The following is a 13,567-nucleotide window of genomic DNA, read 5'->3' as shown; positions in this document are numbered from 1 at the left end:
ACAACCCGGCGGACGGCGGCACCGCGAAAAGCGGCGGCCGGCCGCCCCGGGTGGGGACGGCCGGCCGCCGGCGGGTACGACTCAGGCGACGCCGAGGTACGCCTCCTTGACCGCCGGGTCGTGCAGCAGGTCCCGGCCGGTGCCCTCCTTGACGATCCGGCCGGTCTCCAGCACGTAGCCCCGGTGGGCCCGGGAGAGCGCCTGCTGGGCGTTCTGCTCCACCAGCAGGATGGTGGTGCCCTGCTCGTTGATCCGGGTGATGATCTCGAAGATCTGCTGGATCAGCATCGGCGCGAGCCCCATCGAGGGCTCGTCGAGCAGCAGCAGCTTCGGGCGGGCCATCAGGGCCCGGCCCACCGCCAGCATCTGCTGCTCGCCGCCGGAGAGCGTGCCACCGGCCTGCTTGCGCCGCTCGTGCAGCCGGGGGAAGAGGTCCAGGACCATCTTCATGTCCTCGGCGATGCCCGACCGGTCCCGGCGGGTGTACGCGCCCATCTCCAGGTTCTCCACGACGGTCATCCCGGGGAACACGCCCCGGCCCTCGGGCGCCTGCCCGATGCCCCGGACCACCCGCAGGTCGGCCCGCATCCGGGTGACGTCGGTCCCGTCGAAGACGATCGAGCCGGAGGCCACCGGGCGCAGCCCGGAGATCGCCCGCATCGTGGTGGTCTTGCCGGCGCCGTTCGCGCCGATCAGAGCCACCACCTCACCCTCGTCGACGTGCAGGCTGATCCCGTGCAGCGCCTGGATCCGCCCGTACAGCAGGGTCAGGTCGTTGATCTCAAGCAGCATCGGTCGGCACCCCCAGGTACGCGGCGATCACCTTCGGGTCCTCCCGGACCTCGGCCGGCAGGCCCTCGGCGATCTTCTTGCCGAACTCCAGCACCACGATGCGGTCGGTCACGCCCATGACGAGTCGCATGTCGTGCTCGATCAGAAGGATCGTCGTGCCATTGTCGCGGATCTTCCGGATCAGGCCGTTCAGTTCCTCCTTCTCCGCCGGGGTGAAGCCGGCGGCCGGCTCGTCCAGGCAGAGCAGGGTCGGATCCGTGGCCAGGGCCCGGGCGATCTCCAGCCGGCGCTGCTCGCCGTACGAGAGGTTGCGGGCCAGGTCCCCGGCGCGGCGCTCGATGCCGACGAAGCGCAGCAGCTCGTACGCCCTCTCGCGGCCCTGCCGCTCCTCCCGCCAGTGCCGCGGCAGCCGCAGCATCGCGGAGATCACGCTGGTCTTGTGGTGGGCGTCGGCGCCCACCATCACGTTCTCCAGCGCGGTCATCTCCGGGAAGAGCCGGATGTTCTGGAACGTCCGGGCGATGCCGGCCTTGGTGATCCAGCTCCGGCGCTTGCCGTTGATCCGCTGCCCGGCGAACCGGATCTCGCCCTCGGTGGGCCGGTAGACGCCCGTCATCGCGTTGAAGCAGGTCGTCTTGCCGGCGCCGTTCGGGCCGATCAGGCCGAGGATCTCACCCTTGTACAGGGTGAAGGCGACGTCGTTGAGGGCGACCACACCGCCGAAGCGGAGGGTGACGTGGTCGACCTCCAGCAGCGGCTCCCGCCCGGCCGGGGCGGTGTCGCCCGGCGTGGGCTCGACCGGCGTGTCCGCGCCCTTCTCGGGCGGGGTGCCGACCGTGCTGCGACCGTCGTCGGCGATGTCCCGCTCGCTGGTCTGGTCGCGCTCGCTGTGCATCTGCGGCTCACTCATTGGGCACCGTCTCCTGGGGAACCGCTTCCTTGCGCCGGTCGGCGAACTCCGCCGCCCGCCGCCGGTTGGGCACGAGACCCTGCGGCCGGAAGATCATCATGACGATGACGACCAGGCCGAAGACCAGGATCCGGTACTCGGCGGCGTCGAACTCCACCCCGATGAGGTCGCCGACGCCGCGCAGCCACTCCGGCAGGTACCAGGTGACCGCGCCGCCGACGATGGCGCCCTTGATGTTGCCGGCGCCGCCGAGGATCACCGCGGCGAGCACCAGGATAGAGCTCTCCAGCACGAACTGGTCGGAGTTGATGAACGTCTGCTTGCCGGCGAAGACCGCGCCGGTCAGGCCGGCCACGGCCGCGCCGATGGCGAACGCCCACAGCTTGTACTTGAACGTCGGCACGCCCATGATCTCGGCGGCGTCCTCGTCCTCGCGGATCGCCACCCAGGCCCGGCCGACCCGGCTGTTGGCCAGGTTCCGGATCAGCAGCAGCACGACGAGGATCAGCGTCAGCATCAGCCAGTAGTACGGCCGGGCGTCGACCACCCCGAACAGCGGCTTGCCGTCCGTGCCGGTGCCCGGCGGGTGCGGGATCGCGGGGATGCCCCGCTGGCCCTGGAGGAGACCGTCCTGGCGGGCGGCGTAGAGCCGGATCATCTCGGCGAAGCCGAGGGTCACGATCGCCAGGTAGTCACCGCGCAGGCGCAGCGTCGGGCCACCGAGGATCACGCCGGAGACCATCGCCACCATCACGGCGAGGGGCACCGCCGCCAGCCACGGCCAGTTCGTGCCGAACCGGCTCTCCGGCGAGGTGAGCAACGCGACCGTGTACGCGCCGAGCGCGTAGAAGCCGAAGTAGCCCAGGTCGAGCAGGCCGGCGAAGCCGACCACCACGTTGAGCCCGACGGCCAGCAGCACGAACACCGCGGTGTCGAAGAGCACGCCCGCGAAGTCCGAGCGGGTCGTGTAGAAGGCGAAGTAGTCGCTGCCGATCGGGAAGCCGAGGTACTCGTAGAACCACTTGTTGGGCAGGATGTAGAGCAGGACGATCAGCGCGGCGATCGCCGCCCAGCGCACCTGCTTGGGCATCGCCGCCCAGCGGCTCTTGAAGCCCGCGGTCCGCTTCTTGTCCACGGTGGCGGTCATGCGCGCGCCCTCCCGAGAGATTCGCCGAGCAGACCGGTCGGGCGGAACATCAGCAGCACGATCAGCAGCACGAAGCCGGTGAAGTCCTTCCAGTCGCCGCCGAAGAGGCCGGCCGCGTAGTTCTCCACCACCCCGAGCAGCAGGCCGCCGAGCAGCGCGCCGCGCAGGTTGCCGATGCCGCCGAGCACCGCGGCCGAGAACGCCTTGAGCCCGATCAGGAAGCCGACGTTGAACTTGGTGTAGCCGAACCGGATGTCCCACAGCAGGGCGCCCACACCGGCCATCAGGCCGCCGAGCACGAAGACCAGGAGGATGACCCGGTTCTTGTTGACGCCCATGAGCGCGGCGGTGTCCGCGTCCTGGGCGACGGCCCGGATGCCGCGGCCCAGGCGGCTGCGGTTCACGAACTGGTCCAGCGCGATCATCATGATCAGCGTGACGGCGAGGATGAGCAGCTGGACGTTGGTCACCGCGGCGCCGAAGAGGGTGAAGACCGTCTTCTGCGGGAGCAGGTCCGGCATGCCGAACGGGGCCCGGTTGGTGCCGATGCCGAACGACTCGGCGAGCACGAACGAGGCGCCGATCGCGGTGATGAGGAAGGCCAGCGGCGGCGCGTTGCGGCGGCGCAGCGGCCGGTAGGCGACCAGTTCGACCGTGACCGCGGTGACCGCCGAGGCGGCCATGGCCACCACGAGACCGGCGACGATCGCCAGGATCAGCGGGCCGATGGCCGGGGCGGCCGAGTTCTGGTCGTAGCCGAGGGCCTGCCAGGTCCACAGGGCGGTGAAGGTACCGACCATGAAGACCTCGGAGTGAGCAAAGTTGATCAGGCGCAGAACGCCGTACACCAGGGTGTAGCCGAGGGCGATCAGCGCGTAGATCGCGCCCTGCTCCAGGCCGGTGATGGTCAGCGCCGGGAAATTCCCGAAGAGCTCATCGAAGTTCAAGTGGGGGCTCCAACTGTGCGGCCAAGCGGTGCGGCCGGGAGGAAATCTCCCGGCCGCACGCCTGGTGTCCCTTGCCGGGACCGGACGAACCGGTCAGGACTTGGGGATCTCGATGTCGGGGACGACCTTGCCCGCGTTCACCTTGAACGCCCAGACCAGCACCTGAGCGGGGTCAAGCTCGCCGTTGGACTCGAACTTGTAGGTGACGCCGGTGGCGCCGCCGGTGCCGTTGTAGGAGTTCACGAAGCTGAGCAGGTCGGCCCGCGAGGACTTACCGCTCTTGATGCCCTCGAGGAAGATCTTCGTGATGTCGTACGACACGTCGGCGTAGGTGCCCGGCTCGGCGTTGTCGAACGCCGCCTTGTAGTCGGTCACGAAGGTGCCCTTGGCCGCGGTGGCCGGGGCGCACGGGCAGGTCAGGATCGTGCCCTCGGCGACCTGCTCGCCGGCGACCTTGATGAAGTTGGCGTCGTTGACACCGTCACCGGCGACCATCGTGCCCTTCCAGCCCGCGCCCTTGAGCTGCTTGAGCAGCAGGCCGGCCTCGGTGTAGTAGCCACCGAAGAAGAGGACGTTCGCGCCGCTGCTCTGGATCTTGGTGACCACGGCGGAGAAGTTGGTCTGCTTGACCTGGATCTTGTCCTCGCCCGCGACCGAGCCGAGAACCTTCTTCACCTCGTCGACCAGGCCCTGGCCGTACGCCGACTGGTCGTCGACCACGTAGACCTTGTCGGCCTTCAGGACGTTCTTGATGTACCGGCCGGCGGCCGGGCCCTGCGAGGTGTCGTTACCGACGCCCCGGTGGAAGATCTTCCAGTTCTTGGTGCTCAGGCTCGGACGGGTCGCCGACGGGGTGATGGCGGGCAGGCCGGCCTCGTCGAAGATCGGGTTGCCCACCTCGGACTCACCCGAGAAGGCCGGGCCGATGATGCCGACGACCTTGGTGTCGCCGACCGCCTTCTGCGCCAGGGCGGGCGCCTTGGCCGGGTCGCCCTGGGAGTCGTACTCCTCCAGGTTGACCTTGCAGTCCGCGTTGTCCTTGTTGTACTGGTCGATGGCCAGCTTGGTGCCGTTGCGCATGTGGATACCGAGACCCGCGGCGTCACCGGTCAGCGGGCCGAAGAAGCCGATCTTCAGGTCGCAGGCGGCCTTGCTGCCACCCGCATCACTACCACTGTCAGCCTTGCAGGCCGCGCCACTGAAAACGAGCGCGCCGATGGCCACGCCACCCAGCACCCGTGCGAGCTTCTGCCTCACGGCTCGTACCCTCCTCCGTCCGATGGCCCGGAAACCACCCACCGCGAATTGGACCTTGCAGGGGGCGGGCCGGACCGACCGCGATCCCGGTCTGGGCCGGGACGTTATCCCACCAGCAGGGGGCGAAGGTAGACCTGGGAAGCGGGGTTGACCTAACCGTTACGTTGAGTGGCCGGATTCACAGAAGTGCTGTAACACACGGGGCCGCGTGTCGAGAAAATCGGACATCCGACACGGACCGGAAACACGCTGGTGGGAAGGCTCAAACGGGCCGCCACGGCCCCCGCGCCGCCCACACCCCGGCTCGCGTGCCGTCGTCCACCAACAGCAGCGCCACCTCACCCGCTGCGGTCACGGCCACCGTCCGCTCACTACCCGCCGGCACGGCCACCGGCAGCGCCACCGGCGACCACCGCACACCGTCCGCCGAGAACCAGCCCGCGCGCTCCGCCGACCCGGCCACCACGGCCCACACGCCGTCGCCCCGCGCGGCCAGCCCCCACACCCGGCCCGGCCGGTCCGTGCCGGCGCCGCCCAGGCCCCCGCCCGGCCGCCACGCGTCGCCCTCACCGAGCCAGGCGCCCAGACCCTCGCCGCGCCGGCCGACCGCCACCGTCCGGTCCCCCGCCCGCACCACCCGCTGAAGGTCCTCGTCCGCGCCACCGGCCGGCAGCACCGCGCGCCGCCAGGCCGACCCGTCCGCCGAGGTCCACACCACGGCCCGGGATCCGGTACGCCCCGACGCCAGCACCGAGCCCACCATGAGCCAGCCCGACGCCGTCGCCGCGCCGTCCGCCACCCAGGGCCGGCCCGTCGCGTCCGCGGCCAGCCCCGGCACCGCGCTCACCAGCCGGAACTCCGACCCGTCCGGGGACACCCAGGCCGCCGCGCCGGTCGCCCGGTTGCCGGAGAGCAGCCAGCCGCGCGGACCGCCCGCGATCCGGCCCACGTTCACCGCGTCGGCGCCACCGAACACCTCGAACTCGGCCGGCACCTCGACCAGCGAACCGTCCGCCACCTGCCGCCAGGTGCTGATCCGCGGATTGCCGTGCACCCCGCCGCTCTTGCCGCCCACCGCGCCCAGCCGGCCGTCCCGGCAGCCCGCCGCCGTCAACACGTTCTCCACGCCGTACGGGCTGCGCGGCACCGGCCGCAGCGCAGTCCAGGTGGCCGCGTCGGCGCTCGACCAGGCCGCCGGGTGCGTCACCCCGGCGGCGTCCACCACCGCGCCCACCACGAACCAGCGGCCGGCGCAGGAGGCCACGTCGCGCAGCGCCAACCGGCCGGACAGGCCGGACGGCATCGGCAGGCTGACCGGCTGCCAGGCCGGCCGCAGCGGCTCGGGCGCGGGCTCGGCCCGGCCGGACGAACGGCAGGCAGCGAGCAGCACCACGAGCAGGCCGAGCACCGCCAGCGGACGCCGCATGGCGGCGATCGTATCGACCGGACCCGACACCGGGAACCCGGCGAGCCGCGTGCCGCGCGATGTCCCGGGCCCCCTGGGCGGCGTTCCGCTCCGGCGTGCCCGTCGGCTCACGGGGACGTGCGGGGGCGGCCCGACCAGGCGGCGGCGGGCGGTCGGCGGGTCGGGGATCAGGAGGCCGGCTGCGCCACCTCGCCGCCGGCGGTCTCGGCGAGGATCCGCTCGGCGACCTCCTTCATGGTCATCCGGTGGTCCATGGCGGTGCGCTGGATCCACTTGAACGCCTGCGGCTCGGTCATCCCGTACGTCGTCATGAGCGCGCCCTTGGCCCGCTCGACGGTCTTGCGAATCTCCAGCCGGTCGGTGAGGCCCGCGACCTCCGCCTCGAGCGCCGCGATCTCCGAGTAGCGGGACAGCGCGATCTCCACGGCCGGCACCAGGTCGCTCTTCTGGAACGGCTTGACGAGGTAGGCCATCGCACCCGCCGCGCGGGCACGCTCCACCAGGTCGCGCTGGCTGAACGCGGTCAGGATGATGACCGGGGCGATCCGGGCGCCGGCGATCCGCTCGGCGGCGGCCAGCCCGTCCATGATCGGCATCTTGATGTCGAGGATGACCAGGTCGGGCTTCAGCTCCTCGGCGAGCTTGACGGCGGTCTCGCCGTCACCGGCCTCGCCGACCACCTCGTAGCCCTCTTCCACGAGCATCTCGGCCAGGTCCAGCCGGATGAGCGCCTCGTCCTCGGCGATCAGAACGCGCTTGCGCTCGGCATCCGTCTGCATCTCGGCCACGAGCCACTCCCACCATCGATCTCGGCACGGTCACCACCCATGCTCCCGCATGAGACTAGTCGGGTACAGTGAGCCACACCCTCCGCAGGGGTGACGCCGGGATGGAGGAATCGGCAGACTCGGATGCCTCAAAAGCATCTGCCCGAAAGGGCGTGCGGGTTCAAGTCCCGCTCCCGGCACTTTCTGTCATACACCTGTTCGATGATGCTGGTGTGCATCCTCCCGAAATGCGGGCGCGGGCCCGCGCTCTCCGCGCCCGGGGCCACAACATCCGGTCGGTAGCCCGCAGTCTCTCCCTGCCCTACACCACCGTCTGGCACTGGTGCGTCGACCGGCCCGAGCCGGCGATGCCCGGCAGCGCCGTCCGGTGCTTCCGCTGCCGCCCCGACCCGGAAAATCCGCCCGATCCGGCGGCCTACGCCTACCTGCTCGGGCTGTATCTGGGCGACGGACATCTGGTCACGACCGACCGGGTGCCGGTCCTCCGCGTCTACTGCGCCGATGCCTGGCCGGACCTGATCGACCTGTGCGACGCGGCCATGCGGGCGGTCCTCGCGAACAAGGTCCAGCGGATCCAGAAGCGCGGCTGCGTCGCCGTGCAGAGCACCGCCCGCCACTGGCCCTGCCTGTTCCCCCAGCACGGCCCGGGCAGGAAGCACGAGCGGCCGATCGTGCTCGCGGACTGGCAGCGGGAGATCCTGACCGCGAACGCGGGCCACTTCCTGCGGGGCCTGTTCCACTCCGACGGCAGCCGGTTCGCCAACCGGGTCACCGTCCGCGGCCGGCACTACGTCTATCCCCGCTACATGTTCTCCAACCGGTCCGCCGACATCATGGCGCTCTGCCAGTGGGCCCTCGACCTGCTCGGCATCGCCTGGCGGATGAACTCGCGCTGGTCACTGTCGGTGGCGCGGCGGGACGCCGTGGCGGCGCTGGACCGCCACGTCGGCCCGAAGGCCTGACCCTCCTCAGAGCACCGCGAGCGCCTGCGCCAGGTCGGCGCGCAGGTCCTCCGGGTCCTCCAGCCCGACGGACAGGCGCAGCAGCCCGCCGCACGGCTTGGCGTCGCCCTCGACCGGCCGGTGGGTGAGCGAGGCCGGGTGCTGGATCAGCGTGTCGACGCCGCCGAGCGACACGGCGTGCGTGATGAGCCGGCAGGCCCCGGCGACGGCGGCCGCGGCGGGGGCGCCGCCGCGTACCTCGAAGGCGAGCAGGCTGCCGGGGCCGGCCATCTGCCGGCCGACGAGCCCGGTCGGGTCGCCGACGCTGGGGTGGTGCACCCGGGCGACGGCAGGGTGGTCGGAGAGCCAGGCGGCGATCTTCTCGGCGCCGGCCTGCTGGGCGCGGACCCGCAGCGGCAGGGTCTGGAGGCCGCGGTGCAGGAGGTAGGCGCCGAGCGGGTGCAGGACGGCGCCGGTGACGGCGCGGACCTGGCGCAGCCGGGCGGCCCAGTCGGGGGCGCAGGCGACGACGCCGGCGAGGACGTCGCCGTGGCCGCCGATGCTCTTGGTGGCGCTGTGCAGCACGAGGGCGGCGCCGTGCCGGGCGGGCTGCTGGAGCACCGGGGTGGCGACGGTGTTGTCGACGAGCAGCGGGGCGTCGCCGGCGGCGGTGGCGAGGGCGGCGATGTCGACCAGGTCGAGGGTGGGGTTGGCCGGGGTCTCGACGACGACCAGGGCGGTGTCGGGGCGGATCGCGGCGGCGACCTCGTCGGGGCGGGCCCAGGTGACCTCGGTGCCGAGCAGGCCGGTGGCGAGCACGTGGTCGGTGCCGCCGTAGAGGGGGCGGACGGCGACGACGTGCCGCTTGCCGTCGCGGGTGGCGGCGAGCAGGGTGGCCGTGAGGGCGGCCATGCCGCTGGCGAAGGCGACGGCCTCGGCGGTGCCCTCGAGCTGGGCGAGGGCGGTCTCGAAGCGGGCCACGGTGGGGTTCCAGAGCCGCTGGTAGACGGCGCTGCCGCCGGCCGGGAGGGTGCCACCGGTGGCGAGGGTCTCGTAGGCGTCGCCGCCGCCGGCCACGGAGGGCAGCGGGTTGGTGGTGGAGAAGTCGATGGGCGGCACGTGGACGCCGAGAGCCGCGAGGTCCTCGCGTCCCGCGTGCACGGCTGCGGTGTCCACGGCGGTCATGCCGGAAGCGTCGAACATGAGCGTGCCATCCGGCAAGAGAAGCGAAGATGATTCTGCACCGACCCCTTCCGGGCGGGGGAAGTTCGGGGAAGGATGCTCACATGCCTGTCGCACCGAATGATGTACGGCCCTTCGCGGCGCTGGACGAGACCGACCGCGCGATCCTGGCCGAGCTGGCGGCGGACGGCCGGCTGCCGAACAACGCCCTCGCCGAGCGGGTGGGGGTGGCGCCGTCGACGTGCCTGACGCGGACCCGGGCCCTACGCGAGTGCGGGGCGATCCGCGGGTTCCACGCGGAGGTGGACCCGGCGGCCGTGGGGCTGCCCTTGCAGGCGCTGGTGTCGGTGCGGCTGGCGGCGCACGAGCGGGCGGCCGTGGACGCGTTCCGGGCCCGGTCGGTGCGGCTGCCGGGGGTGGTGTCGGTGTTCCACGTGGCCGGCGCGGAGGACTACGTGCTGCACGTGCGGGCGGCGTCGGGGGACGCGCTGCGGGACTTCGTGCTGGACCATCTGGCGGTGGATCCGGCGGTGCAGCACACCCAGACGAGTCTGATCTTCGAGCAGGCGCGCGGTATGGGCTGACCCACCGGGGGAACAAATCCGGCGCGCGACGGGTTGATCAATGTCGTGATCGACGTACCTATGTCTGTTCTTGATCTTGCCCCGGTGGCCGCCACCGGCAGCGCTGGCGAGGCGCTGCGGCACACGACCGAGCTGGCGCGCCGCACCGAGGAGCTGGGCTACCGCCGGTTCTGGGTGGCCGAGCACCACAACATGCCGGCGATCGCCAGTTCCGCGCCGGCGGTGCTGCTGGCGCACCTGGCCGCGCACACCTCGACGATCCGGCTGGGCTCCGGCGGCGTGATGCTGCCCAACCACGCGCCGCTGGTGGTGGCGGAGCAGTTCGGCACCCTGGAGGCGCTGCACCCGGGCCGGATCGACCTGGGCATCGGCCGCGCGCCCGGCACCGACCAGGTGACCGCCCTCGCGCTGCGCCGGACCATGGAGGGGCTGTCGGCGGAGCACTTCCCGCGCGAGCTGGCCGACCTCATGAACTACTTCAGTGGCGCGGAGCCGGGCCCGATCACCGCGACACCGGGCCGGGGGCAGTCGCCGGCGGTGTGGCTGCTCGGGTCGAGCGGCTTCAGCGCCCAGCTGGCCGGGCTGCTCGGGCTGCCGTTCTCGTTCGCGCACCACTTCAGCGCGCAGAACACCATCCCCGCGCTCCAGCTCTACCGGCAGAGCTTCCGGCCGTCGCAGTGGCTGGAGCAGCCGTACGCCATGGTGGCGGTCAACGCGGTGTGCGCGGAGACCGACGAGCGGGCCGAGTGGCTCGCCGGCCCCGCCGGGTTGTCCTTCCTGAAGCTGCGGTCGGGGCGGCCGGAGCCGCTGGTCAGCCCCGAGGAGGCGGCGGCCTACCCGTACTCGGAGTTCGAGCGCGAGTTCGTGGCGCAGCGCCGGGAGGGCCAGGCGACCGGGTCGCCGGAGACGGTGGCCCGGCAGCTCGGCGCGCTGCTGGAGCGCACCGGCGCCGACGAGCTGATGCTGACCACGATGGTCTACGACGTGGCCGACCGGGTCCGCTCGTTCGAGCTGATCGCCGAGACGGTGGCCGGTGGCCTGCGCCGGAAGGGCTGAAACACGCTCTTCATAGCCACGTCACCCCACCGTCGCGCGGACCGCCTAACTTTGGTTCCGGTGGTGGTACGGCATTCCCGGTCGGGACGGGTCGGGAGTGCCGCGGTGTGGTGCACCGGGTCGCCGGCGGAGCGGGTTCCGCGGCCGGCGACCCGGTGCCTTACCACCGGTCAGCGCAGGTAGATGTTCGGCGCGGGCGGGGAGCTCATGCCGTCGCCCAGGTGGAAGCCCGGGTGCGGCGGCTGGTTGTAGGCGGTGTTCTGCCAGGCGACGGCGACCCGGTACTGCGGGTCGTGCATGAGGGTCGGCAGGCGCAGGCTCGTCGTTGTGGGCGTGCTGTAGATGCGCAACGCCGTGCTGTCGGCGGTCCGCCAGACCACCTCCTCCCGCCAGTCGCCGAGGATGTCGCCGGAGAGCGCCGGGGTGGACTTGGTGCCGTTGTTCGACGCGATGCCGCTGCCGGTGAGCAGCCGGGTGTCGCCGCCGGTGCCGTACTTGTCGATCCGGGTGCCGTCGAGCAGTTCGCGCACCGGGTCGCCGTCCCACCAGGCGAGGAAGTTCGCCGAGGAGGGCTTGCGGCCGACGTTCTGGCCCCGGGTGTTGAGCAGACCGTCGACGGCGGAGGACCACGACTCGGCGCCGGGGCTGCCGGCCCACACGTCGTCGGAGACGCCGCGGCCGTTGTCGCCGTTCGGGGCGGTCTGCCAGAGCAGCTGGCCGGTGCGCGCGTCGGCCATCCAGGAGCTGGGCTTGCTGCCGTCCTCGTCGACCTTGAAGACCTCCAGCCCGGCGCGGCCCGGGTCGAGGTCGCCGACGTGCATCGCGTCGCCGTGGCCGTTGCCGGTGGACCAGAGCAGCCGGCCGTTGTCGTCGATGGCGGCGGCGCCGTACACGATCTCCTGGCGGCCGTCGCCGTCCACGTCGGCCACCGAGAGGTTGTGGTTGCCCTGGCCGGCGGCGGCGCCGTTGCCGCTGGTGTTCGAGTCGAAGGTCCACCGCTTGCGCAGGGTGCCGTCGCGGAAGTCCCAGGCGGCGATCACCGCGCGGGTGTAGTAGCCGCGGGCCATGACCAGCGAGGGGCGCTGCCCGTCCAGGTAGGCGGTGGCGGCGAGGAACCGGTCGACGCGGTTGCCGTAGGAGTCGCCCCACGAGGAGACGGTGCCGCGCGGCGGGTCGTAGTCGACTGTGGACAGGGCGGCGCCGGTGCGGCCGTCGAACATGGTCAGGTACTCGGGTCCGGCGAGCACGTAGCCGCTGGAGTTGCGGTGGTCGGCCGACGACGAGCCGATCACCTGGCCGGTGCCGGAGCGGGTGCCGTCGGCGGTCTTCGCGGCCACCTCGGCGTCGCCGTCGCCGTCGTAGTCGTACACCTGGAACTGGGTGTAGTGGGCGCCCGCGCGGATGTTGCGACCCAGGTCGACGCGCCACAGCCGGGCGCCGGTGAGGGTGTAGGCGTCGAGGTAGACGTTGCCGGTGTAGCCGGACTGGGAGTTGTCCTTGCTGTTGGACGGGTCCCACTTGAGCACGAACTCGTAGCGGCCGTCGCCGTCGAGGTCGCCGACGCTGGCGTCGTTCGCCGAGTAGGTGTAGGCCTCCCCGGTCGGGGTGGTGCCGCCGGGCGGGGCCTGGATCGGCACGTCCAGGTAGCCGTTCGGGAACTGGAGCGCCGGGGCGGACGCCGCCTGCTCGGCGCCGTTCACCACGGCCCGCACCGTGTACGCCGACCCGACGGCCGCGCCGCTGTCGAGCCAACTGGTGGCGCCGGTGATCGGGGTGCTGTTGACCCGGGTGCCGCCGCGGTAGAGGTTGAACGTCACGCCGGAGGTCTCGGTGCCGAGCAGCCGCCAGGAGACCAGGTTCCCGCTGCCCGAGCGGACGCTGACCAGGCCCCGGTCGAGCTTCTCCATCTGCTTCGCGCCGGTGGGCGGGGTGGTGGTCGTCGGCGTCGGGGTCGGGCTCGCCGAGGTGGGCGGCGGCGCGCTGGTGGGGGTGGTCGCGCCGGTGCAGGTGGCGCCGTTGAGCGCGAAGCTGGTCGGGGCCGGGTTGCTGGTGTCGTTCCAGGAGGCGTTGAAGCCGAAGGTGGCGGTGCCGCCGGCGCCGATGGCGGCGTTGTAACCGGTGTCCCGGGCGGTGACCTGGGCGCCGGACTGGCTGACCGTGGCGTTCCAGAACTGGGTGACCTGCTGCCCGGCGGCGTAGCTCCAGGTGAGCGTCCAGCCGTTCACCGGGTCGCCGAGGTTCGTGACGGTGACGTCGGCGCCGAAGCCGCCGCCCCACTGGTTGGTGATGCGGTAGTCGACGCGGCAGCCGGCGGCCGCCGCGGCGGCGGTCACCGTGGTGAGCGCGCCGGCGAGGAGGGTGGCCACCGAGGCCGCGGCGAGCAGCGCGGTCCGGCGACGCGGGATGAAGGGGTGCACGGGGATGCCTTTCGCGGAGGTCAGGCACGCGACGGCCGCGCCGGCCTGCCCGGACCGGCGGAGAGGGGTACGCCGCGCTGACGTGAAGATCGACGTCGGTGACTGGCTCCGCGCCCCGTC

The 13,567-nt window shown here is 72.1% G+C and carries 12 protein-coding genes and 1 tRNA gene; 4 read left to right on the top strand and 9 right to left on the bottom strand.

Annotated elements, in window-relative coordinates; translation table 11 throughout:
* Window positions 1-81: 81 nt before the first annotated feature.
* The 7 genes from NLX85_RS23345 to NLX85_RS23315 all read right to left on the bottom strand — a co-directional run bounded on the left by NLX85_RS23345 (window position 82) and on the right by NLX85_RS23315 (window position 7,267).
* The gene (locus NLX85_RS23345) at window positions 82-792 is read right to left on the bottom strand and encodes an ABC transporter ATP-binding protein (protein WP_254338478.1); all 711 of its coding nucleotides are present in this window, start codon (window positions 790-792) and stop codon (window positions 82-84) included.
* A complete protein-coding gene (locus tag NLX85_RS23340; protein WP_254338476.1) occupies window positions 782-1,702 on the bottom strand; it encodes an ABC transporter ATP-binding protein in 921 nt (306 codons plus the stop codon). Before NLX85_RS23340 ends, NLX85_RS23345 begins: the two co-directional genes overlap by 11 nt.
* Window positions 1,695-2,849 (bottom strand): branched-chain amino acid ABC transporter permease, encoded by a 1,155-nt coding sequence (locus tag NLX85_RS23335; protein WP_254338474.1) that lies wholly within the window; start codon window positions 2,847-2,849, stop codon window positions 1,695-1,697. Before NLX85_RS23335 ends, NLX85_RS23340 begins: the two co-directional genes overlap by 8 nt.
* A complete protein-coding gene (locus NLX85_RS23330) occupies window positions 2,846-3,796 on the bottom strand; it encodes a branched-chain amino acid ABC transporter permease (protein WP_254338472.1) in 951 nt (316 codons plus the stop codon). The genes NLX85_RS23335 and NLX85_RS23330 overlap by 4 nt, the downstream gene beginning before the upstream one ends.
* A 93-nt stretch (window positions 3,797-3,889) precedes the next feature.
* A complete protein-coding gene (locus NLX85_RS23325) occupies window positions 3,890-5,053 on the bottom strand; it encodes a branched-chain amino acid ABC transporter substrate-binding protein (protein WP_254338470.1) in 1,164 nt (387 codons plus the stop codon).
* 262 nt (window positions 5,054-5,315) lie between these two features.
* On the bottom strand, window positions 5,316-6,479 hold the full coding sequence (locus NLX85_RS23320; protein WP_254338468.1) for a hypothetical protein: 1,164 nt from the start codon (window positions 6,477-6,479) through the stop codon (window positions 5,316-5,318).
* 167 nt (window positions 6,480-6,646) lie between these two features.
* Window positions 6,647-7,267, bottom strand: a complete 621-nt coding sequence (locus NLX85_RS23315; protein ID WP_091320605.1) for an ANTAR domain-containing response regulator — start codon at window positions 7,265-7,267, stop codon at window positions 6,647-6,649.
* A gap of 95 nt (window positions 7,268-7,362) precedes the next feature.
* Here NLX85_RS23315 and NLX85_RS23310 point away from each other — a divergent pair.
* Both NLX85_RS23310 and NLX85_RS23305 read left to right on the top strand, forming a co-directional pair.
* A tRNA-Leu gene (locus NLX85_RS23310) sits at window positions 7,363-7,446 on the top strand.
* A 33-nt stretch (window positions 7,447-7,479) separates the two neighbouring features.
* Window positions 7,480-8,229: a transcriptional regulator gene (locus NLX85_RS23305; RefSeq protein ID WP_254338466.1), complete on the top strand. Its 750-nt coding sequence runs from the start codon at window positions 7,480-7,482 to the stop codon at window positions 8,227-8,229.
* A gap of 6 nt (window positions 8,230-8,235) precedes the next feature.
* On the opposite strand, the gene NLX85_RS23300 is transcribed toward NLX85_RS23305, so the two are convergent.
* The gene (locus tag NLX85_RS23300) at window positions 8,236-9,411 is read right to left on the bottom strand and encodes a PLP-dependent aspartate aminotransferase family protein (RefSeq protein WP_254338464.1); all 1,176 of its coding nucleotides are present in this window, start codon (window positions 9,409-9,411) and stop codon (window positions 8,236-8,238) included.
* Window positions 9,412-9,494: 83 nt separating this feature from the next.
* Between NLX85_RS23300 and NLX85_RS23295 the strand changes: the two genes are divergently transcribed.
* Both NLX85_RS23295 and NLX85_RS23290 read left to right on the top strand, forming a co-directional pair.
* A complete protein-coding gene (locus NLX85_RS23295) occupies window positions 9,495-9,974 on the top strand; it encodes an Lrp/AsnC family transcriptional regulator (protein WP_254338462.1) in 480 nt (159 codons plus the stop codon).
* A gap of 45 nt (window positions 9,975-10,019) precedes the next feature.
* Window positions 10,020-11,030: an LLM class flavin-dependent oxidoreductase gene (locus NLX85_RS23290; RefSeq protein ID WP_254338460.1), complete on the top strand. Its 1,011-nt coding sequence runs from the start codon at window positions 10,020-10,022 to the stop codon at window positions 11,028-11,030.
* 170 nt (window positions 11,031-11,200) lie between these two features.
* Here the strand turns inward: NLX85_RS23290 and NLX85_RS23285 are convergent, their stop codons facing one another.
* Window positions 11,201-13,447: a cellulose binding domain-containing protein gene (locus NLX85_RS23285; RefSeq protein WP_254338458.1), complete on the bottom strand. Its 2,247-nt coding sequence runs from the start codon at window positions 13,445-13,447 to the stop codon at window positions 11,201-11,203.
* Window positions 13,448-13,567 lie beyond the last annotated feature (120 nt).

Origin of the sequence: Micromonospora sp. A3M-1-15 (assembly GCF_024213425.1) — a bacterium.
Lineage (GTDB): Bacteria > Actinomycetota > Actinomycetes > Mycobacteriales > Micromonosporaceae > Micromonospora > Micromonospora chersina.
The sequence above is the reverse complement of the archived record's forward strand: the minus strand, read 5'-3'. Positions and strand labels throughout refer to the sequence as shown.

Bases quoted from the DNA above. Each gene is read 5' to 3' on its own strand.
- NLX85_RS23345 (WP_254338478.1), bottom strand. From the start codon at position 792: ATGCTGCTTGAGATCAACGACCTGACCCTGCTGTACGGGCGGATCCAG.
- NLX85_RS23340 (WP_254338476.1), bottom strand. From the start codon at position 1,702: ATGAGTGAGCCGCAGATGCACAGCGAGCGCGACCAGACCAGCGAGCGG.
- NLX85_RS23335 (WP_254338474.1), bottom strand. From the start codon at position 2,849: ATGACCGCCACCGTGGACAAGAAGCGGACCGCGGGCTTCAAGAGCCGC.
- NLX85_RS23320 (WP_254338468.1), bottom strand. From the start codon at position 6,479: ATGCGGCGTCCGCTGGCGGTGCTCGGCCTGCTCGTGGTGCTGCTCGCT.
- NLX85_RS23300 (WP_254338464.1), bottom strand. From the start codon at position 9,411: ATGTTCGACGCTTCCGGCATGACCGCCGTGGACACCGCAGCCGTGCAC.
- NLX85_RS23295 (WP_254338462.1), top strand. From the start codon at position 9,495: ATGCCTGTCGCACCGAATGATGTACGGCCCTTCGCGGCGCTGGACGAG.